The sequence below is a fragment of the Actinacidiphila yanglinensis genome, from assembly GCF_900107965.1.
GTDB classification, from domain to species: Bacteria; Actinomycetota; Actinomycetes; order Streptomycetales; family Streptomycetaceae; genus Actinacidiphila; species Actinacidiphila yanglinensis.
In genome coordinates this window covers 61404-81783 of the sequence record NZ_FNVU01000006.1, presented here as the reverse complement: position 1 = coordinate 81783, position 20380 = coordinate 61404, and the positions used below count along the sequence as shown (strand labels likewise).

The window sequence follows — 20380 nt, the reverse complement described above, 5'->3', positions numbered from 1 at the left end:
CCGCCCGCGTGCACGCCGCGAGCCCGGGGCTCAGGAGTGGCTCGGGTCGCGCAGGTAGCGCAGGACCGCGAGCACGCGCCGGTTGTCGTCGGGGGCGGTCGGCAGGTCGAGCTTGGTGAAGATGCTGTTGATGTGCTTGCTCACCGCGTTCTCGGTGATCACCAGGGCGGCGCCGATCCCGGCGTTGGAGCGGCCCTCGGCCATGAGGGAGAGGACCTCGCGCTCGCGGGGGGTGAGCCGGGCGAGCGGCTCGTGGCCGCCGAGCCGGGTGACCATCGCGGCCACCACCTTGGGGTCCAGGATCGTCGCCCCGCCGGCCACCTGCCGTACGGTCTCCACGAAATCGGGCACGTTGCCCACCCGGTCCTTGAGCAGGTAGCCGATCGCGCCCTCGCCGGATCGCAGCAACTCGCGGGCGTAGAGCTGCTCGACGTACTGGCTCAGCACGACCACCGGCAACCCGGGGCGCTTCTCCCGGGCCTGGAGAGCGGCGACCAGTCCCTCGTTGGTGAAGGTGGGTGGCATCCGGACGTCGACGATCGCGACGTCGACCTCCTCGCGGTCCAGCACCCCCGCCAGAGCCTCCGGGTCGCCCACCGCGCCGGCGACGTCGAAGCCGTGCGCGCTCAGCAGCCGGGTCAGGCCGTCCCGGAGGAGGGCGAGGTCTTCGGCGATGACAACGCGCACGGTACCTCCATCGTCACCCGGGTCGGGCCCCCGGGCGGGCTGTCCACTGAGACGGTGCCGTCGAACACTTCCAGCCGGCGGGCCACCCCGCGCAGCCCCGTACCGGTACCGGGTGCGGCGCCGCCGGCGCCGTCGTCCCCGACGACGACGGTCAGGGTACCGGCACGGTGCACCAGGTCGACCCACGCGCGGGCGGCCCGGGCGTGCTTGACCACGTTGGCCAGGCACTCGGTGGTCGCGAAGTAGACCGCCGACTCGACCGGGGCCGCCAGGCGGCCGGGCACGTCGGCGGTCACCTCCACCGGCAGCGCCAGGTCCAGGGCGACCGCTTCGACCGCGCCGACGAGGCCGCGGTCGGCGAGCACCGGCGGCTGGATGCCCTCCATGACGGTGCGCAGCTCCTCCAGTGCGGTCAGGGTGGTGCCGCGGGCCTCCACGAGGAGTTCCGCCACGGCGTCCGGGTCGCGCGACAGCAGCTCGCTCGCCAGCCCGAGGTTCATCGCCAGCGACACCATCCGGGCCTGCGCACCGTCGTGCAGATCCCGCTCGATCCGCTTGAGTTCGGCGGCCTGCACGTCCAGCGCGCCGCTGCGGGTACGGCGCAGAGCGGCCACCCGCTCGGTCAGCTCCCGCTCCCGGGCCGGCGGCATCCGCTGCAGCCACCAGGCGTGCGCGAGCAGGGCCAGCGCCACCGCCGAGGTGGTGAACACCGGCCAGAAGAAGCCCCGTCCGGACAGCGCCCACACCGTCACGTCCAGCGCGACGTACACCGCGCTCAGCGCGGCCTGCACGGTGAACGCCCTGCCCCGGCCGGGGCGCGGCGGCCGGGCCAGCGCCCAGCGCAGGGCGTACTGCGTGGCGAGGACGACGCCCAGCCCGAACCACACCCAGCGCGGCCAGAAGTACGCCGGCCGGGTCGCCGTCCACGCGAAGGTGGCGGCGAGCCCGACCAGGACCGCGGCGGCGTCCTGCCACAGCAGCAGCGTGCCCCAGCCGGGCAGGCGGCGCGGCCGCCCGCCCGGCCGCAGGCCGCCCTGCTCGGCGGTCACGACGCCACCGCTCCGCGCAGCACCCCGACGGCGGGGGCCCGGGTGGATCGCCGGGCCGCGCCCAGCCCGGCGGCGAGGGTCAGGACCGCGACCCCGGCCACCACGGCCGGGCAGATCGCGAAGGAGGCGTCGGGCAGGGCCTTGTCGGTCACGGCCAGACTGTAGGGCACGATCGACATGAGTGAGGCGAGCAGGCCGAACAGCAGCCCGGTGACCAGCGTCAGTACGGTCTCCGCGGTGACCAGCCGGAGCACCTGCCGCGGGGTCGCGCCGGTCAGCCGCAGTTGCGCGAACTCCCGCCGCCGGGCGGTGGTTTCGGCCACGACCAGGTTCACCAGCATCACCGCGGCGAACACCGCGATCATGCCGACCACCACGTAGTTGAGCGTCGCGGTGCCCTTGTCGTCGGCGTTCATCACCGGATGCGCGGAGTTCCAGGTCGCCTGCATGGACAGGGTGCCGGCGGAGATCGCCGTGCACACCACGATCGGCATCATCGGGGTCGCCGCCCGCTGGAACCGCCGGCGCACCCCCAGCACGCCGAGCTCTCCGGGAGCGCCCAGGGCGCGAAGTACCGGGCCCAGCACGGCGGTTGATGCCCGAAGGAGTACCGGCGCCAGCAGCGCGAAGCCGATCGAGGACAGGATCGCGCCCTCGCCCGCGACGGACTGCGTCTGGAGCTTCCCGCCGTCCATCACGGTGGCGGTCAGTACCGCGCAGTTCGCGCCGGCCAGCACCAGCAGCACCCCGGCGACCAGCCGGAACCGGCTGATCCGGCGCCCGCCGGTGGCCGCGGCGAGCTGCGCGTCCCGCACCCGGCGGCGCGCGCCGCGCCGCGCGGTGACCCAGGCCGCGGTCAGCGCGGCGAGCAGGCAGCCGCCCGCCCCGACCGCGAGCGCCGCCGCGCCGAAGCGGTAGCCGACGCCGTGGTGCACCTGCCCGGTGTCCTGGAGGATGCGCAGCAGCGTGCAGCCGCCGCCGTAGCCGAACGGGATCGCGGCCAGCACTCCCGCGACGCCGACCAGCGCCACCTCGCCGACCACCAGCCGGACCGCCTGTCCCGGAGTGGCGCCCAGGCTGCGCAGCAGCGCGAGTTCGGAGGCGCGCTGCCGGGCGGCCACCGCCAAGGTGGTGCCGACCGCGGACGCCACCACGATCGCCCCCCAGCCGCCGACCACCATGGCCATGATGGTCAACGTGGTCCGGTCGGTGCCGTGCACGCCCGGGCCGCCCGCGGTGTCGAGCATCGACGCGAACGCCATCAGGATCGCCGCGCCGAGGAAGACCGACAGGAAGCCGGCGGTGCAGCCGCCCTGCCGGTGCCGTACGGAGGCGCGTGCCAGTCCGGTCGCCATCACGCCACCGCCTGCGAACCGACGTGCACCGCTTCGGCGTTGCCGTCCGAGCCCGAGCCCGAGCCCGTGCCCGCCGCCCCTGCGTCCAGCCGCGCCATCCGCCGGGCCACCTCGGCCGCGTCGGGGTCGGGCAGCTCGTCGACCAGGGCGCCGTCGGCCAGGAAGAGGACCCGACCCGCGTACGCGGCGGCGACCGGGTCGTGGGTGACCATGACCACCGTCTGCCCGAACTGCTCGACGCTCTCGCGCAGCAGGGCGAGCACCTGCCGGCCACTCGCGGTGTCCAGCGCGCCGGTCGGTTCGTCGGCGAAGAGCACCGCGGGCCGGCTGACCAGCGCCCGGGCGATCGCCACCCGCTGCTGCTGGCCGCCGGACAGCTCGGCCGGCTGCCGCCCGGCCAGCTCGCCGATGCCGAGCCGGTCCAGCACCGCCGCCACGTCGCCGCGCCGCGACCGCCGCCCCGCCAACCGCTGCGGTAGTGCCACGTTCTGGGCCACCGTCAGATACGGCACCAGGTTGTAGTCCTGGAACACGAAGCCGATCCGGGACCGGCGGAACCGGGTCAGTTCCGCCTCGCCGCCGCCCGGCAGTTCGTCGCCGCCCACCAGCACCCGCCCCGCGGTCGGCCGGTCGAGCCCGGCCGCGCACTGGAGCAGGGTGCTCTTGCCCGAGCCCGACGGACCCATCACCGAGGTGAACGTACCCGTCGCCAGGGACAGCGAGACGCCGTCCAGCGCGGTCACCGGCTGCCCCGCGCCCTCGTACACCTTCGTCACCGCCGAGAGCCGCAGCGCCTCGCGCCCGCTCCCTCCCGCACCGGCCGTACCGGCCGTCCGCGGACCGACCCCGTTGCCACGCATGGTTTCCGACCTCTCCTCGAAGTCCGTGTTCCCGTCGCGTCCGACGCTACGGACCGGGCACGCGCGGCGACATGAAGCCAGCATCCCGCTTCGGTGCTACAGAAAACCCCACCCTTCGCCGTCCCGCCGGTCTGCTTGCTGGAACGGAAGGGGGGAATGAGGTGATATGTGCGTAGCGGAAGGGTACGGACCTCGGCGAGGAGCATGGACGTGGCGGACGAGCAGACCGAGCAGGGAGACGGCGGGGGCGGCCCCGCGCAGCCGCCGCCCCGCACCGCGGCGCCCCGCCCGGACCCGCCGGCCGGTCCGGACGGGAGCGGGTCGACGCGGCGGGTCGAGGCGCTGGAGCGCGCGGAGGCCGCGGCCGACCGGGCGGAGATCGCCGCCGCGGTGCCGACCGACCTCGCGAAGGGGGAGGAGGCGGCCCGGCAGCCGGAGCGGGCCGCGCAGGCGGCGCGGCCGGCCGTGCCGACCGTCGTCGTGGACGACCTGCACGTGGTCTACCGCATCCACACCGCGGGTTCGGGGCACAGCAACGCCGCCACGGCGCTGGCCCGAATGGTGCTGCGCCGCGGCTCGCCCAACCTCCACCTCGTGCACGCCGTGCGCGGGGTGTCGTTCACCGCGTACCGCGGCGAGGCCATCGGCATCATCGGGTCGAACGGCTCGGGCAAGTCCACGCTGCTCAAGGCCATCGCCGGACTGCTGCCGGCCGAGCAAGGCCGCGTCTACACCGAGGGCCAGCCGTCGCTGCTGGGCGTCAACGCCGCGCTGATGAACGACCTGACCGGCGGGGTGAACGTGATCCTCGGCGGCCTGGCGATGGGCATGACGCAGGAGGAGGTCCAGGCCCGCTACCAGCAGATCGTCGACTTCTCCGGCATCAACGACAAGGGCGATTTCATCACGCTGCCGATGCGTACGTACTCCTCCGGCATGTCCGCCCGGCTGCGCTTCTCGATCGCGGCCGCGAAGAACCACGACGTGCTGATGATCGACGAGGCGCTGGCGACCGGCGACCGCGCGTTCCAGAAGCGCTCGGAGGAGCGGATCCGCGAGCTGCGCGCGGAGGCCGGCACCGTCTTCCTCGTCTCGCACAACAACAAGTCCATCCGCGAGACCTGCGACCGTGTCCTCTGGATCGAGAAGGGCGAACTTTTGATGGACGGTCCGACGGACGAGGTGGTCGATGCGTACGAGGAGAGCTGACGCATGAGCTCCCGTAGTGGCCGGTCGGGCGGTGGTTGAGCTCTTGGGTTGTTCTGTGGGATTCGGTGGGGTGGGGGTGGCCGGCCGCGGAGGGAGTGAGCAGGAAGATCGGCGGGGGAGGGGTGAGCTGACGCACGAGCTCCCGTAGTGGCCGGCCTTTTGGTGGGGTGGGGGTGGTCGGCGGCGGAGGGAGTGAGCAGGAAGATCGGCGGGGGAGGGGAGAGCTGACGCACGAGCTCCCGTACGCGCCGGTCGGCGGGGTCAGAGGTCGATCAGGGCGGGGAGTTCCGTCAGGGAGTCGACGCGGAAGTCCGCCGCCGCGATCAGCAGGGGGTCGTCGGCCCAGTAGTGGCCCCAGGGGCCGCGTCGCAGGTGGGCGGTGAGCAGGCCCGCCTCCTTGGCCGGGTGGATGTCCTCGGCCGGGTGGTCGCCGACGTAGAGGGTCTCGGCGGCGGGGGTGCGGGTCGCCTCCAGCAGGTGGGCGAAGAACGCCGGGTCGGGCTTGGCCGGCCCCCACTCGCCCGAGGTGGCGACGGCGTCCGCGGGCAGGTCGAGCGCGCGCAGCAACTGTGCGGTGCGCGCGGTCTGGTTGCCGGCCACCACCACCCGCACCCCCGCCTGCCGCAGCGCGGCGAGCGAGGGCCGGACGTCCGGGTAGAGGTCCGTCTCGTCCAGGTGATCGCCCCGACCGGATGCCTCCCGGGCCGCGTTGGCAGCGTCCATGTCGAGACCGGGCCGCAACAGCCGTATGGCGTCCGTGTGGTCCTCGCCGCGCGACACCACCGCTCCCACCAGCGCGGAGACGGTGTGCCGGGGGACGCCGAGCCAGTCGGCCCAACCGGCCCAGAAACGGGTGTCGGACACGAGGGTCTCGCCGATGTCGAGGGCGACGGCTTTGATCACGCAACCCACCCTAGATGCATACGGTCCGTGGCCGTCGAAGACCCGCGCCGCTCCGGGCGGCCGGCTGGAGCCGTTCGCCCCGCCCGGAATGCGGTGTTGACCGTTCAACTAAGGTATGCCTAACCTAAGTCGCCCGGTACGGGCGATCCACTGCCATCCCTCCTCCTCCTCCCAAGGACGACTTCGTCATGGCCTCATCCGGTCCGTTCCCCCCTGCCTCGCTCCTCGCCGGGCAGCAACCCTCCACCCCCCTCGGCCCGTTCGTGGACAGCGCGGTGGCCTGGACGACGTGGGTCACCCTCATGGGGTTCGTGGGCGTGACCGCCCTGGCGCTGCTGGCGGTCGGTCCGCCGGCCCGGCGGATCGGCGCGGACACGCTGGCCGCGGTGACCGCCCGGCTGGCCAGAACCGCGGTCGTCCTGGGCCTGCTCGCGGTGCCCGCCGTCCTCACCGACCTCGCCCACGGCGCGTCGCCGGACGGCGGCGCGGACTACGGCGCGGCGTGGAACCTGCTGTACGACGGCAGCAACGCGGGCCGGCTGTCGGGTCTCGAGGTCACCCTCGTCCTGGCGGGCGCCGTCCTGCTGGCCCCGCTGACGGTGCGCCGGGTGGCCGCGGGCCCGCTGCGCGGGTGGCTGCTGGGCGCCGGACTGGGCGCCGGCGCGGTCGCGTTGGGAACCACCAAGTTCCCCGACGCGGTGCCCGACGACTGGGGCCGCACCTCCTTCGAGACGGTCATGTGGATGCTGCACCTGCTCGGCGGCGGGATCTGGCTCGGCGGGCTGGCCGGCCTCGCGCTGCTCACCGTGCCCGGTGCGATATCCCCGGCGGACCGCGGCGCGTTCTGGTCCCCGGCGATCCGCCGCTTCTCCGCCGCCGCGATGAGCTGCGTCACTGCCATCGCCCTGTCCGGCCTGTTCCTGTACTGGGAGCATGTCGACGGCCTGTCCCAGCTGTTCAGCACGATGTACGGCCGGGTGCTGGGCGTGAAGATCCTCCTCTTCGGCAGCCTGCTGCTGCTCGGCGTCTTCAACCAGTTCTGGCTGCACCCGCGGGTCGACGCGCTGCGGGCCGGCGGTGACGAGCGCCCGCTGCGTACCCTTCTGGTCCGGGAGTTCCCCGTCGTGGTCACCCTGGAAGCGCTGCTCGGGATGACGCTGCTGTTCGTGGCTCCGTTCCTGCACGGCTCGGCCCGCAACCAGGCGTTCCAGGCGGACGCCGCCAAGCACTCCTCCGTGCCGGTGGACGCGCTGCCGAAGATCTCCGACAAGGCGGTCAGCGCGTCGACCTGGGTGTGGGGCAGCGCGGAGACCGTCCTGGTCGTCGCGGTCATGGTCGCCGGCTACCTCGCCTCCGGCGCGCTCGCCCGCCGCCGGGCGGCCCGCACGGCCGTCGCCGACACCACCCCGGGTGACCTCGTCGACGCCTGACCGGCGCGGACGGGGCGAGCCCCGCCCCGTGCAGCCTCACGTCCGGACGTGTCGCGCGGCCGTGGCGAGCCCCCTCAACGACGCGGTGCGGCAGGCTCTAAGGTTCACCGCAGAGCTTCGCCGCATCGCCCGGCGAGAAACGGGGGAACGCATGTCGGTGCCATGGAGCGGCCAGGGGCTGCCGCCCGCGGCTGCGGAGCGGATCGCCTCGGCCGAGGGGAGCGGGAGCTGGACCTCCGCGCTGTCCACCGGTGAGTTCGCGGCCGTCCGCTCGGCCGGATTCGAGCCGGTCGGCCAGGTGATGGGCTCCGCGGTCTTCCACATCGGGCGCAGCGGCAGGTTCTGGGGCTACTACGACTGCGAGTTCCGCAACGCCCGCTACGGCTTCCAGTTCGGCGACCAGGGCGCGGCCCCGATCGCGCTGTCCGGCGCCGGCAGTCCGACGCAGGCGCTGGTCGGCGTCTTCGAGCAGGCCAGGAGCACCGCGCTCGGACGCATGTCGGCGGAGTGCCGTGCGCTCGGCGGGGACGGCGTGGTCGCCGCCGAGCTGACCATGGCCCCGTTCGGCGGGCAGCCGAACTGCTTCGAGTTCAAGGTGATCGGCACGGCGGTCCGCGCCCGCGGCACCCAGCACGTCAAGCGGCCGTTCACCTCGCACCTGGACGGGCAGGGCTTCGCGAAACTGCTCAGCGCCGGGTGGGCGCCGGTGGAGCTCATCGTCGGCATGTCGATCGGGGTCCGGCACGACGACTACCGGACCGCGGCCCAGTCGTACTCCTGGGGGAACGTCGAGATGAGCGGGTGGAGCAAGCTGGTGCACGCGGTCCGGTCCGACGCGCGGGAGCAGCTCCTCCGGCAGAGCGACGTCCGGGGCGCCGACGGCATCGTGATGGCCGACAGCGAGCTGCGGGTGTGGGAGGAGGCCTGCCAGCGGGCCGGCAACTCCGAGCGGACCGACCACGTGGCGGAGGCGACGATGGTCGGCACCAGCATCGCGCGGTTCCGGGTCCGGCAGGAGCGGCCGCGGACGCTGTCGGTGATGCCCCTGGGCGACCGCGGGGCCAGGCTGCGCAGGCGGCTGGCGGCGGTGGAGTCCCGTCCCTACGGGGACAGCGCGGAGTACCGGCGGCTGGTCGAGGAGATCAGCGAGCTGGACGACTGACCCGGCCCGGTCGCCGGTGGCCCACGGCCCGGCGCGACCGATCCGATGACTGCTTCGAATCGCACGGTTGACGAGGGGTACGCACATGACGAACGAAGAGCCGAGCGCCGAGGGCGTTCCCGCCGACGCGATGCGCCGGCTGTCGGAACTGGCGCCCGGCCGGGCCGGGTCGATCTTCACCAGCGACCTGTCGGTGAACGAGTTCCTGCTCGTCCGCGAGGCGGGCTTCAAGCCGATCGGCCTGGTGCTCGGCAGCTCCATCTACCACGTCGGCATCCAGCTCGGCCGCTGGGGCAAGAACCAGGAGCTGGACACCCTGAGCCAGGCGATGTACCACGCCCGGGAGTTGGCCATGACCCGGATGGAGGCCGAGGCCGCCACCCTGGGCGCGGACGGCATCGTCGGGGTCCGGCTGACCGTGGAGGCGCGGGAGTTCGGCAAGGACGTCGCGGAGTTCATCGCGATCGGCACCGCCGTCAAGGGCGACGCCGCCCCTCCCGGCGGCGGCACCTGGCGCAACAACAAGGGCCAGCCGTTCACCTCGGACCTGTCCGGGCAGGACTTCTGGACGCTGATCCGCGCCGGCTACGCGCCGCTCGGCATGGTGATGGGCACCTGCGTCTACCACATCGCGCACCAGCGGCTGGGCGCGGTGATGTCCAACATGGGCAGGAACGTCGAGATCGAGCAGTTCACCCAGGCGCTGTACGACGCCCGCGAGCTGGCCATGGCCCGGATGCAGGCGGAGGCGGAGGCGCTGCACGCGGAGGGTGTGGTCGGGGTGCAGCTCAACGCGCACAACCACCGCTGGGGCGGCCACACCACGGAGTTCTTCTCGATCGGCACGGCTGTCCGGCCGCTGCGGCCCGACCACGAGATCGAACGGCCCACCATGGTGCTCAGCCTCGACGGATGACAGGCTCGGCGTCCGACGGCCGGACCGACCTCCCCACCTCGGGGACCAGACCGACTTCTCAACCATGGGGAACACGATGAGCGAGCACGATCCGTCCTCGGGGCCCGGCGACGACGCCGCGGACCCGGCGCCCGACGCCTCGATCGACGCGCTGGCCGCCGCGTTGCGCCGGGACGCGGCGGACCTGGAGATCTACGCGAAGGTGCTGACGGAGTCGCTGGCCGACGCCCTGCCGCCCGGCGCGGTGACGTCCGAGCGCAAGCGCAGTGTGGGCGACCGCCTCGCGGGGCGCGCGGGCCGGCTGGAGAGAATCGAAGTGGCCCTGGACGACCGGCGGTTGGTGCTGTCCTGGGCGCAGGGACGGCCGCAGGGCGAGGTGGTCACCGTCGTCCGCGGGGTGGTGCTGTCGCGCACGCCGGTCGCGCTGGACGCCTGGGCGGCCGAACTGGCCGTGGCCGTTGCCGCGCGGGCCCGGTCGGACGCCCGGGCCCGTGCGGCACTGGAGAAGCTGGTCCTGGGCGACTGACCGCGCCGACGGCCCCGGTCCCGTGTGTGCGTCGGGCCGGCCCGTCGAGGTGACGGGCCGGCCCGATCATGCGGTGCCGGACCCCGCGCCCGTCGGACGCGGGGCCGGCGCCGGACTCAGCGCAGGCGCGCCGCCTGCGAGGTGGGCAGCGCCGCCGCCGGTCCGCGGCCGTGGCCGGTGGCGCCGGCCGTGCCGCCCGCCGGGTGGTGGCCGCCGCCGGCCCCGTGCAGCGCGTGCGCCAGGGCCGGGAGGCCGCCGACGAGCGGCAGGTCGGCGCTGGAGCGGGACAGGTCGATGCTGATCGACGGCTTGGTGTCAGGGGCGACGATCAGCCCGTTGTCGGTGCCGGCCACGATCAGCGCGAGCCGGTGCCCGGCCGGGACGACGTGGTCGCTGGAGGCCAGCTGGACGGTGATCGTGTACGGCTTGCCCGGGGTGAGCGGCACGCCGTGCAGCGACGGGTCGTAGTGCCCGAGGTCGGCCCAGCCGCGGCTGAAGACCGTCTGCTGGACGTTCTCGGTGTCCGCCGCGGTGTCGAGGTAGCAGGCGCTGTCCCCGGACGTGCTCTCACCCCAGCAGGACCGGGTGGTCAGCGTGGTGATGCCCTCCTCCGCGGCCTCGTAGTCCCGGATGGTGGCCGGGCCGAGGTCGACCAGGACCGCGGACAGGTGGGCGCTGGTCGTGGACGCGCTCGCGGTGAGTGTGACGCTGCCGCCGCCCGACAGCCGCAGGTCGGAGGAGAGCACGCCGGTGGTGAAGGCCACCTTGTCGGAAGTCGCCTGGTCCGCCTGCGCGGCCCAGTCGTCCTCGCTCTGCGCCGGGTTGTCGGTGTAGGTCTCGGTGCCGCTTGCCGGCGGGGGCGCGGCGCTCAGCGTGCCGAGGCCGTTCGCGCTGCCCGGCGCGAGGCCGACCCGGGTGGCGGTGGTGCCCGCCGGAGGCCAGGCCGCGTCGGTGGTCCAGTGGTCGGGGGTGCGCTCGATGTCGGCCATCGGCTGGTTCTGGACGCCGTTGTCGACGCCCTTCAGGTAGTGGTCGAACCACTGGTGCAGGGTGTCGACCCAGGCGGACCGCCGGTAGTCGAACGGGTCGACGTGACTGGTCTGGGACAGCCAGATCTTGCGCTGGACCCCGTTCGCGGCGAGCGCGTCCCACCACTGGCCGAAGTTCTTGGTGCGCACGTTGAGGTCCTGCATCCCCTGCGCGACGAAGACGCTGGCCTTCACCTTGGCCGCGTCGGCGTAGTAGTCGCGCTGCTGCCAGGCGCTGGTCCAGTCGCCGTTGCGTGGCGCGCCGTCGCGCAGCGCCTGCTCCTCGGCGGAGCAGTGCGACTGGGCGCCGGAACTCTCCACCTCGGAGGCGAGCTCGTCGGGACCGCCGTCGTAGAGGGCGGCGCCCTGCGCGAAGTAGTAGTCGTACCAGGAGCTGATGCCGCTGATGTCGACGATGGTCTTCAGGCCCGCGACGCCGGTGGCCGCGACGCCGTTGGCGATGGTGCCGTCCCAGCTCTTGCCGATCATCCCGACCGACCCGTTGGACCAGCTCGCCGTCGCGGTGGTGCTTCCGGTGCGGGTGCTGTAGGCCGTGGCTCTGCCGTTCAGCCAGTCGATCACGGCCTTGGCCGACGTGATGTCGGAGGGGCCGCCGACGTCGATGCAGCCGTCGGAGCGGTCGGTGCCCGCGAGGTCGACGAGCACCACGGCGTAGCCGCGCGGCACGAAGTAGTTGTCGTAGTAGAGCGGGAAGCCCACCGGGTTCCCGCTCTTGTCGTACGTCTTGATCTGGCTCTCGTTGCCGCGGCCGCAGCAGGAGTAGTACGGGCTGGCGTCCATGATCACCGGGACCCGCTGGCCCGCCGCGGCGGGCTCCGAGGGCCGGATGATGTCCGCGGCGACCCGGTCGTGCTTTCCGTCGTGGTCGCTGTCGAGGCCGGTGTCGACCCAGACGGACTGGCGGATGGCGTGCGCGTAGGAGTCGACCGGCTGCGTGCCGGTGTCCCTCGGGCCCGGGCCGGCGTGTGCGGCGGCCGGGGCCAGGAGGGCGAGCATGAGGGCGGCGAGGACCGTCGCCACGACGGACAGCGGGTGGGTGCGGGATCTCCGCGGGTGTGACAGCACCCCGGGACGCTACCTCCTGACGCTGCCATGTCAACAGGTCGCATTCGAGCCAGCGGGTCGATTACCGGACAGCCGGCCGACGGATCTCCTGATCTCCCCGACGCTGTGTCGAGGTGTGGATGCCGCCTCGCCGTGAGAGGTTGCTCTGAGTCGTCGGACCGGGCCGGGGCGCGCACGGCGGACCGCCGCCCACCCGGCGGTCCTGCCGGTCGACGCCGTTCGACGCCGCTCGGAAGGTCCGGAACCGACGCCCATGGGATGCCTGCGATGAACGACCCCGGAGAAGTGGTGTTCGGCCTGGGCGCCGCGCCGGGCGCGCACCCCGGCACCGCGGTGGCCGTGCTCGACGCCGCGGGGAGGGTGACGGGCTGGACGCCCGAGGCCCGGCGGCTCCTCGGCCACGGCCCCGCACAGGTGACGGGACGGCCCGCCGCCGAGCTGCTGGCGGAGGGCGAGGGGAGCGCCCGCGAGGTGCTGGCCGCGGCGGTGGGCTCGCGCCGCACCCGGTCAGCGCGGGTCCGGGTCCGTCACCGGGACGGCCGGGTGATCCCGCTCGACGTCCGGATCAGCCCGCTGTCGGGGCGGGGCGCCGACGGGGCCGCCTGGCTGGTGCGGGCGGACGAGCCGGACGAGACCGCCCGCTCGCGGTGGAACGCGGCCGTGCTGGAGGCGATCCTGGTCCGCTCACCGGTCGCCGCGGTCGTCTGGGACCCGCAGCTGCGCTACCTGTGGGTGAACGAGACCCTCGCGCGTGAGAACGGGATTCCGAGCGGGCTGTGGCCGGGGCGCCGGATCGACGACGTGCTGCCCGGCATCGTGGACACGCCGCCGTTCGAGGCGGTGCTGCGCGAGGTGCTCGCCAGCGGCGTCCCGGTCCTCGGCTACGAGTACAACCGGCAGACCGCGGGGGACAGCCCGCACCACAAGCACACCTACTCCATCTCCTTCTTCCGGATCGACGACGCCGACGGCGTCCCGATGGCGCTGGCCGGCATGCGCGCGGACGTCACCGCCACCCGCCGGGCGCGGGCCCGCCTGGACCTGCTCAGCGAGGCCAGCACCCGCATCGGCACCACCCTGGACGTGCTGCGGACCGCCCAGGAACTGGCCGACTACGCCGTCCCGTTGCTGGCCGACTTCGTCACGGTCGACCTGTCCGAGGCGGTGCCGATCGGGGACGAGCCGCTGGCCCGGCTCGGCTCCGAGGCCGGCCGGACCGCCGTCTTCCGGCGCGGCGCCGTCGCCTCGACCCACCACGGGGCGGAGTCCCGCTGGGCGACGGGCGAGGCGATCTACGTCCCGCCCTCCTCGCCCTTCATCGAGGCGCTGGTCACCGGCCGGTCCGTGCTGCAGCCGGTGCTGGACCTCTCTCCGGGCAACTGGCTCGACGAGGACCCGGCACGCGCCGAGGTCATCCGTGCCACCGGCATGCACAGCCTGATGATCACGCCGATCCGGGCCCGCGGGGAGACCCTCGGTGTCGCCGCCTTCATCCGCCACGACACCCCGGCACCGTTCGAGGAGGACGACCTGCTGCTGGCGGAGGAACTGGTCGCCCGCGCCGCGCTGTGCCTGGACAACGCCCGCCGGTACGCGAGCGAGCGGACCGCCGCGCTGGCCCTGCAGCGCAACCTGCTCCCGCGCCACCTCGAAGGCGGCGGCACCCTGGAGGTGCGGTCGCGCTACCTGCCCGCGGACGTGGCCCACGGCGTCGGCGGCGACTGGTACGACGTGATCCCGCTGAGCGGCGCCAGGACCGCCCTGGTCGTCGGTGACGTGGTCGGGCACGGCATCAACGCGGCCGCCGCGATGGGGCGGTTGCGCACGGCCGTGCGGACCCTCGCGGAGCTCGACCCGGCTCCCGACGAGCTCCTGACGCTCCTGGACCGCACCGTCGCGCAGCTCAACGAGGAGGACCCCGACGCCGATCCCGGCTCGACCCTGGGCGGCACCTGCCTCTACGCGGTCTACGACCCGGTCCTGCGCACCCTGGACGTGGCCAGGGCCGGGCACCCCCCGCCCCTGCTGCTCGACCCCACGGTCGGGGTGAGCTTCCCCGATGTTCCGGCCGGCCTGCCGCTGGGCCTGGGGCCGGCGGTCTTCGAGACCTCGCGGATCGAGCTGTCCGAGGGGAGCACCGTGGTCCTCTACACCGACGGGCTGATCGAGACCCGGGACCACGACATCGACTTCGGCATCGCGCGGGTGGCCGGCGCCCTGACACCCCCGGACGGCCCGCTCGACGACCTGTGCTCGGCCGTGTGCGACACCTTCTCCACCCGCGGGCCGCTCGCCGACGACGCCACCCTGCTCATGGCCCGCCCGCGCTTCCTGACCCCCGACCAGGTCGCCACCTGGGACGTGCCCGCCGATCCGGCCGCGGTCGGCGCCGCCCGGGCGTCGGCGGCCGGCCGGCTGGCGGCCTGGGGGCTGCCGGAGCTGGTACCGGCCACCGAGCTGATCGTCGGCGAACTGCTCGCCAACGCCGTCCTGCACGGCGCCGCCCCCATCCGCCTGCGGCTGATCCGGCACACGGCCCTGGTCTGCGAGGTGTCCGACGCCGGACCCGGCCAGCCGCGCCCGCGTCTGGCCGAACCCGAGGACGAGGACGGCCGCGGTCTGACGCTCGTCGCGCGGTCGAGCCGGCGCTGGGGCATCCGCAGGACGTCCGAGGGCAAGACCGTCTGGAGCGAGCAGGCGCTTCCGGGTTCCTAGGGCCTGTCGTTCGGATCTCCGCGGCGTCGCGGCGCCCGGTCGCGCACCCCTGGTCCCCGAGCCGGCCGGGGGAGCGGCGGCCTCATGCGGCGAGCGTCACCTCGGTCCCCTCGGCGGGCTCGTGGTAGCGCGCCCAGATGCCGTTCAACTCCTGCTGGTAGTACAGCACGTGAAGGCTGAAGAGGCAGGCGAGGACCAGCCCGATCAGCGGGTTGCACGTCGGCTCCGCCCCGGCCGACCGCTGCATCCTCGCGATGCGCAGGCCGGTGTTGTAGACGGAGACGAACGGCGGCACGATCACCACCCAGCCGATCGTGATCGCCAGGACCGACAGGACCGGGTCGACCTCGATCCGGTCGTCGAAGTCCCTCGCCTCGCGGTTCACCTTGTAGTACCAGACCAGGTGGTAGATCCCCAGCGTCACCAACGGCCATACCAACCAGGCCATGAAGATGTTGCGGGTCTTGCCTGCACGACCGGTCATCGGACATCGCTCCCCGGATCCTGCGTGTGCGTGTGCGTCGTCAGGAGCGTGCCCCCGCCTCCGTGGATCCCGGGGGAGCCAGGGGCGCGGTCCTCTCCCTCCAGTCCAGCACCATCGGCCGGCGTCCGCGCGTCGAGGGCCGGCCGCCATGAGCCCCTGCCGGCGTCCGTCGCGGTTCGACACCGCGCGTCAGCGGGTGGCGGCCGGACTCCAGGAGTGGTGGAAGGGGTCGTCGGGGGTGATCGAGCCGCGCGGGACGGGTTGCCCGGTGCGGGCGGACTTGTAGAGGGCGGTGACGAACTCGGTGGTGCGGCGGGCGTCGGCGGTGGTGTGCTCGGGGGGCTCGCCGCGCCGCATCCGGGCGACCAGGTCCGCGAGTTGGGGTGCCTGATGGGCGGGGACGTCGGGGCCGATGGTGTCCCAGTCCGGCGCGGTCGGCGGGTGGTCCGGGGCGGGGGTGAAGGTCCAGTGCTCGTTGCGGTAGGCGTAGAGGTGCCGCAGTTCCACGCTGGCGCGGGCGCAGTCCAGCCGCAGGTACGACTCCTGGTGCGAGGACACGACGCTGTTGACGATCGAGGCCAGCGCGCCGCCGGAGAAGGCGACATGGGCGAGCGAGACGTCCTCGGTCTCGATGTCCCGGTCGACCGTGGCGACGCGCGCGCTGACCTCGGTCCAGTCGGGCATGAGCCACAGCAGCAGGTCCATGGCGTGGATGCCCTGCGTGACGGTCGCCCCGCCCAGCTCGGTCGCGCGCCTCCCGCGCCAGGGCGCGGCGTAGTAGTCGGCGCCCCGGTACCAGGTGGTCTGGCACAGCGCCAGCAGCGGTGGTCCGGCCGCGCCGCCGTGCAGGAGGTCGCGCACGTGCGCGGCGCCGGAGCCGGCCCGCCACTGGAAGACCGGCGCGCAGTACCGGCCGGTGGCCCGCTCGGCGGCCAGGATGCGGTCGTGGTCGGCGAGCGAGCCGCACAGCGGCTTCTCGCAGAAGACCCACGCACCCGCCTCCAGCGCGGCGACCGTCAGGTCGGCGTGGGTGAAGGAGGGCGTGCAGACGACCACCAGGTCCGGCCGCTCGGTGGCGAGCAGCTCCCGCGGGTCGCGGTAGCCGCGCGGGATCGCGTGCGTCGCGGCGAACCGCTCGGCCCGGCGCGCGTCGGCGTCGGCGACCGCCACCAGGTCGAGGTGCCCCGCCGACTCCAGCGCCCGGATCGCGGGCACGTGGGCGTCCCCGGCGATGCTGCCGGCACCGATGATCGCCGTACGGTACGGCCGCGACGCCGGTGGCACGGGTGACACCCTCTCCCCGGGACCGTCCTGCGTCCCGGCCCCGGGGCGGTGCACGGCGGTGTCCCGCGCGACCTCGCGCACGCGGTGGACGTTCCTCACGAAACTCCCTGCCTCCTCGTCCTGTTGGTGTCGCCGCCGTGCCGGATGCCGTACCGGCTACGGCGTCCAGCGGTAGAGCAGCACCTTGTTGTAGAGGTCGTCCTCGACCTGGACCAGGTAGTCGCCGTCGGCGCGCTTGGTCGCGGAGATGCCGTACGGCACGTCGACCCACCCCGAACGGTCCGTCGTGCCGATGATGGAACCGGCCTCCCAGGTGCCCACCGGGGAGCCGTCGGCGGCCTTCCACACCCAGACCTGGCCGCGGGTCTCGATGCCGGCCGCGAAGATGTAGTCGCCCGCGAAGGCCAGGCTCACCATCGTCACCACGATGGTCGCGTCGGTGTCCCAGGGCAGCAGCAGGGTCCAGGTCGGCGTGGTGTTGCCGGTGCTCCACTTGTCGTAGCGCACCAGGACCTTGCCGCACTCCTTCCAGTGCGCGTTGTCGAACAGCTGGTCAGGGGTGTAGCCGACCATGTACATCACGTCGGCGGCCACGTCGTAGTGCAGTCGCCGGACGACGTTGAACGGTGCGGGGAGCGCGATCGTCACCAGGCTCTCGTAGGTGTAGATCGGGTTGCCCTGGGCGTCGAAGCCCTGCAGCGGGTAGTGCCGCAGGTTGCGGTCGCCGCCCTCCCAGATGTCGCCGCGGTCGTCGACGTACCAGACCCAGCAGTTGCTGGGGGAGCTGGTGCCGTCGCCCGGCTGGAAGTACTCGCCGGCCTCGAAGGCGCCGTTGCCGCTCAGGTCGCGCCAGATCCACTGGCCCGTCGCCGGCTGGTTCGGCGGCCAGGTCGGGTCGTCGCCGTTCCAGCGCGCCTTGAAGATCGCGCCGGACGGCTTGGCGATCTCCCCCTGCATGCGGTAGATCAGCAGGTGCCCGCAGTACATGCCGGTGACGTACATGTACAGCGAGCCGTTCAGGCGTTTGAGGAACGGCGAGGTGGCGGAGTGGGTGTGGCCGGTCAGGAACAGCCGGGCGTCCTGCGGATAGGCGACGGAGTCCAGGGTGTAGCTGCGGAAGGTCGCGTTGCTGCCCGGCGCCTTGGTGTGGTCGACGGTGTAGTGGCACTGCTTGGTGTAGACCTCCACGCCGTCGGACGCCGGGTCGAAGTCGGCGGCGTCCACGAACGCGCTGCCCTGCAGCTGCCAGACCACCGCGCCCGCGGGCGTGAACTTCCGTATCCAGACGCCGAACTCGAACATCGCCACGTAGACGTTGCCGGCCGAGTCGCCGCCGACCCCGACGATGCCGAAGAACTTGTCCGCCGTGACCCGGCCGGGCGTCCCGGCCCCGATGCCGCCGGCCTGGCCGAGGCTGCGGGCCAGCGCGGGCGTTCCGGACAGGCCGGTGTACGTGTGCACCTGGCGCAGCGGGCCGTTGTCGCCGACCAGCAGGTCCCCGTTGACGTCGACCGCCAGTGAGGTGGGTATCCACGCGGCGGACGGTCCGCTGATCGTGCCGCCCAGCGCGGCGCCGGTGCCGGAGAAGTGCAGGATCTGCGCCGGCTTGGCCTGGTCGACGTGCCAGAAGTGCCCGTCGTTGGTGTCGCGGGTGATGTTCGCGACGACCCAGATGTCGCCGCCCGCGCCGATCGCCACCGAGCCGGGCTGGTTGACGCTCCAGGAGTGCTGCAGCGCGCCGGTGGTGGCGTCGAAGACCTTGACCAGGTTGTTCGTCCGGTCGGTGGCCACCACCTGGGTGTCCGAGGCCGCCGCCGCGGCCGGCGGGCTGCCGACGGCGAACGTCTGCGTGCTGATGGTGCCGTCCAGGCCGAAACGGGTCAGGCCGTTGCCCACGCTGAGGTAGACCGAGGTGCTGTTGACCGCCACCGCGTCGCCGTTCGCGCCGTGGCAGTTGCCGATGAGGTGGCCGTCCTTGTAGATGCCGGCGTAGTCCCCGGCCTCGTCCCAGAAGCTGACGGTGTAGACGGTGCCGTCGGCCGCGACGGCGATGTTGAAGACGAAGTCCTGCACCCACTCGGTGGCACCGGAGAAGGTGTTCCCCGTCCAGGACGTCACGACGTCGGTGAGGGTGGTGTCCAGGGCGGCGGCCGGCTGCGGGGCAGCGGCGGGACCCGCGGACCCACCGGCGGGCGCGGCGGCGGACGCCGCGGCGGCGGCGGTGGCCGGGATCGCCAGGGCCGTGCCCGCGACGATCGCGGCGTTGCGGCCGTAGGCCAGCAGTTGGCGGCGGCTGACGGCACCGGTGCGCGGTGCGGCTGGAGGCTGTGCGGGTTCCTGCTCGCTCATGGAAAGGGGTCCTTCGTCGTGGGGGGCGGCGCTTTTCGGGCCGGCCGGGTGTCGATCGAGTGACCGTTCACTTGACGCGACGCAAAGCTAGGTCCCGCCGCATGCGACGTCAATGGCTCCGTCCTCTTCCACTCTGCCGAGTGGGCGCCTAGGATGCGTCACACTGTCATGTGAACGGTCACTGAGAATCGAGGTCCCGCGTGTCCGACCGGCCGACCCTGCGGACCGTCGCGGCCGAGGCAGGCGTCTCCCACCAGACGGTGTCCCGGGTGATCAACGCCGACCCCACCGTCACCGAGGCGGTCCGGGACCGGGTGCTGTCCGCGATGCGCCTGCTCGACTACCGGCCCAGCGCCGGGGCCCGCGCCCTGGCCAGCGGCCGTACCGAGGTCGTCGGCCTCGTCCTCCCGCACAACCCCGGCTTCGCCTTCTCCAACGACCACCTGATCCGCCTGGTGCAGGGCGCCGACCAGGAACTGACCACGCGCGGCTACGGGTTGCTGCTGTCCACCCGCGAGGTGCCGGACGATCCGTCCTCGGCCTACCGGCGCTTCGTGCAGCGCCGCCAGGTCGACGGCCTGCTGGTGGAGGCCGGGGCCGGCGGCGAGTCGCTGACCGTCCTGCGCTCCGCCGGCTACCCGACGGTGGTGATCGGCTACACCGCCGAGGACCTCGTCAGCGTGCACCCCGACGACGAGGGCGGCGCCTACGCGGTGACCCAGCACCTGCTGGCCCTCGGGCACCGCCGGATCGCGGTGGTCAACGGCCCGCGGGAGAACGGGCTCGCGATGGCCGCGCGGCTGCGCGGGCTGCACCGCGCCTTCGCCGACGCCCACCGCGACGTCCCCGACGACCTCATGGAGCACGGCGACTTCACCGCCGGCTCCGGCTACGCCGCGGCGGAGCGCCTGATGGCCCGGGCCGACCCGCCCACGGCGATCTTCGCCTTCAACGACGGCATGGCGCTGGGCGCGCTGCGCCTGCTGCGCGCACACCGGCACGCCCTGCCCGCGGACGTGTCGGTGGCCGGCTTCGACGACACCGAGGCGGCGGACCTCGTCGACCCGTCGCTGACCAGCGTCAGCCTGCACAGCGTGGACGTCGGCCGGCGGGCCGCGCGCATCCTGCTCGACCTGCTCGACGGGCGGGCCCCGGCGCAGCGCGAGCACGTCATGCCCAGCACCCTCAAGGTCCGCGCGTCGACGGCGCCGCCGGGGGCCGCCCGCTGAACCGGCCCCCACCTGTACGCCCGAGCCCGAGCGCGAGCCCGTACGCCTGCGACTGCCCACCCCGACCCCGCACCGTGATCCCCGTACCGCGCCCGCCCGTCCGCACGG

At 73.5% G+C, this 20380-nt stretch carries 16 protein-coding genes; 7 read left to right on the top strand and 9 right to left on the bottom strand.

The genetic code is table 11. From position 1 onward, the window contains the following. Window positions 1–30: 30 nt before the first annotated feature. Genes C4U44_RS15400 through C4U44_RS15385 form a run of 4 tightly spaced genes read right to left on the bottom strand, consistent with a single transcriptional unit; the run spans window position 31 to window position 3951 of the window. The gene (locus C4U44_RS15400; RefSeq protein WP_103886368.1) at window positions 31–687 is read right to left on the bottom strand and encodes a response regulator; all 657 of its coding nucleotides are present in this window, start codon (window positions 685–687) and stop codon (window positions 31–33) included. Further along, the gene (locus C4U44_RS42510) at window positions 639–1736 is read right to left on the bottom strand and encodes a sensor histidine kinase (RefSeq protein WP_235032106.1); all 1098 of its coding nucleotides are present in this window, start codon (window positions 1734–1736) and stop codon (window positions 639–641) included. The genes C4U44_RS15400 and C4U44_RS42510 overlap by 49 nt, the downstream gene beginning before the upstream one ends. Continuing rightward, window positions 1733–3091: an FtsX-like permease family protein gene (locus C4U44_RS15390; protein WP_103886367.1), complete on the bottom strand. Its 1359-nt coding sequence runs from the start codon at window positions 3089–3091 to the stop codon at window positions 1733–1735. Before C4U44_RS15390 ends, C4U44_RS42510 begins: the two co-directional genes overlap by 4 nt. After that, window positions 3091–3951, bottom strand: coding sequence for an ABC transporter ATP-binding protein (locus C4U44_RS15385; RefSeq protein WP_103886366.1), 861 nt, complete (start codon window positions 3949–3951; stop codon window positions 3091–3093). The genes C4U44_RS15390 and C4U44_RS15385 overlap by 1 nt, the downstream gene beginning before the upstream one ends. Before the next feature lie 465 nt (window positions 3952–4416). Between C4U44_RS15385 and C4U44_RS15380 the strand changes: the two genes are divergently transcribed. Beyond that, window positions 4417–5160, top strand: coding sequence for an ABC transporter ATP-binding protein (locus tag C4U44_RS15380; protein ID WP_200823286.1), 744 nt, complete (start codon window positions 4417–4419; stop codon window positions 5158–5160). Window positions 5161–5421: 261 nt separating this feature from the next. Here C4U44_RS15380 and C4U44_RS15375 read toward each other — a convergent pair whose 3' ends face one another. Beyond that, a complete protein-coding gene (locus tag C4U44_RS15375) occupies window positions 5422–6063 on the bottom strand; it encodes an HAD family hydrolase (protein WP_235032105.1) in 642 nt (213 codons plus the stop codon). 188 nt (window positions 6064–6251) lie between these two features. Between C4U44_RS15375 and C4U44_RS15370 the strand changes: the two genes are divergently transcribed. From C4U44_RS15370 to C4U44_RS15355, 4 genes are all read left to right on the top strand, one after another. Further along, complete coding sequence (locus C4U44_RS15370) at window positions 6252–7493, top strand: CopD family protein (RefSeq protein ID WP_103886365.1); 1242 nt, start codon at window positions 6252–6254, stop codon at window positions 7491–7493. Between the two features lie 151 nt (window positions 7494–7644). Continuing rightward, complete coding sequence (locus C4U44_RS15365; protein ID WP_103886364.1) at window positions 7645–8655, top strand: heavy metal-binding domain-containing protein; 1011 nt, start codon at window positions 7645–7647, stop codon at window positions 8653–8655. Window positions 8656–8740: 85 nt separating this feature from the next. Continuing rightward, window positions 8741–9571 (top strand): heavy metal-binding domain-containing protein, encoded by an 831-nt coding sequence (locus C4U44_RS15360; RefSeq protein ID WP_103886363.1) that lies wholly within the window; start codon window positions 8741–8743, stop codon window positions 9569–9571. Between the two features lie 76 nt (window positions 9572–9647). Next, window positions 9648–10097 (top strand): hypothetical protein, encoded by a 450-nt coding sequence (locus C4U44_RS15355; RefSeq protein WP_103886362.1) that lies wholly within the window; start codon window positions 9648–9650, stop codon window positions 10095–10097. 116 nt (window positions 10098–10213) lie between these two features. Here C4U44_RS15355 and C4U44_RS15350 read toward each other — a convergent pair whose 3' ends face one another. Then, window positions 10214–12142, bottom strand: a complete 1929-nt coding sequence (locus tag C4U44_RS15350) for a Xaa-Pro dipeptidyl-peptidase (protein ID WP_103886706.1) — start codon at window positions 12140–12142, stop codon at window positions 10214–10216. A gap of 336 nt (window positions 12143–12478) precedes the next feature. Here C4U44_RS15350 and C4U44_RS15345 point away from each other — a divergent pair, with 336 nt between their 5' ends. Continuing rightward, window positions 12479–14926: a SpoIIE family protein phosphatase gene (locus C4U44_RS15345; protein WP_103886361.1), complete on the top strand. Its 2448-nt coding sequence runs from the start codon at window positions 12479–12481 to the stop codon at window positions 14924–14926. An 82-nt stretch (window positions 14927–15008) separates the two neighbouring features. Here the strand turns inward: C4U44_RS15345 and C4U44_RS15340 are convergent, their stop codons facing one another. The 3 genes from C4U44_RS15340 to C4U44_RS15330 all read right to left on the bottom strand — a co-directional run bounded on the left by C4U44_RS15340 (window position 15009) and on the right by C4U44_RS15330 (window position 19043). Then, a complete protein-coding gene (locus tag C4U44_RS15340; RefSeq protein ID WP_103886360.1) occupies window positions 15009–15410 on the bottom strand; it encodes a DUF4234 domain-containing protein in 402 nt (133 codons plus the stop codon). A gap of 189 nt (window positions 15411–15599) precedes the next feature. After that, complete coding sequence (locus C4U44_RS15335) at window positions 15600–16694, bottom strand: Gfo/Idh/MocA family protein (protein WP_103886705.1); 1095 nt, start codon at window positions 16692–16694, stop codon at window positions 15600–15602. Window positions 16695–16850: 156 nt separating this feature from the next. Then, complete coding sequence (locus tag C4U44_RS15330; protein WP_103886359.1) at window positions 16851–19043, bottom strand: NHL repeat-containing protein; 2193 nt, start codon at window positions 19041–19043, stop codon at window positions 16851–16853. Window positions 19044–19243: 200 nt separating this feature from the next. Between C4U44_RS15330 and C4U44_RS15325 the strand changes: the two genes are divergently transcribed. Continuing rightward, window positions 19244–20272: a LacI family DNA-binding transcriptional regulator gene (locus tag C4U44_RS15325; protein WP_103886358.1), complete on the top strand. Its 1029-nt coding sequence runs from the start codon at window positions 19244–19246 to the stop codon at window positions 20270–20272. Window positions 20273–20380 lie beyond the last annotated feature (108 nt).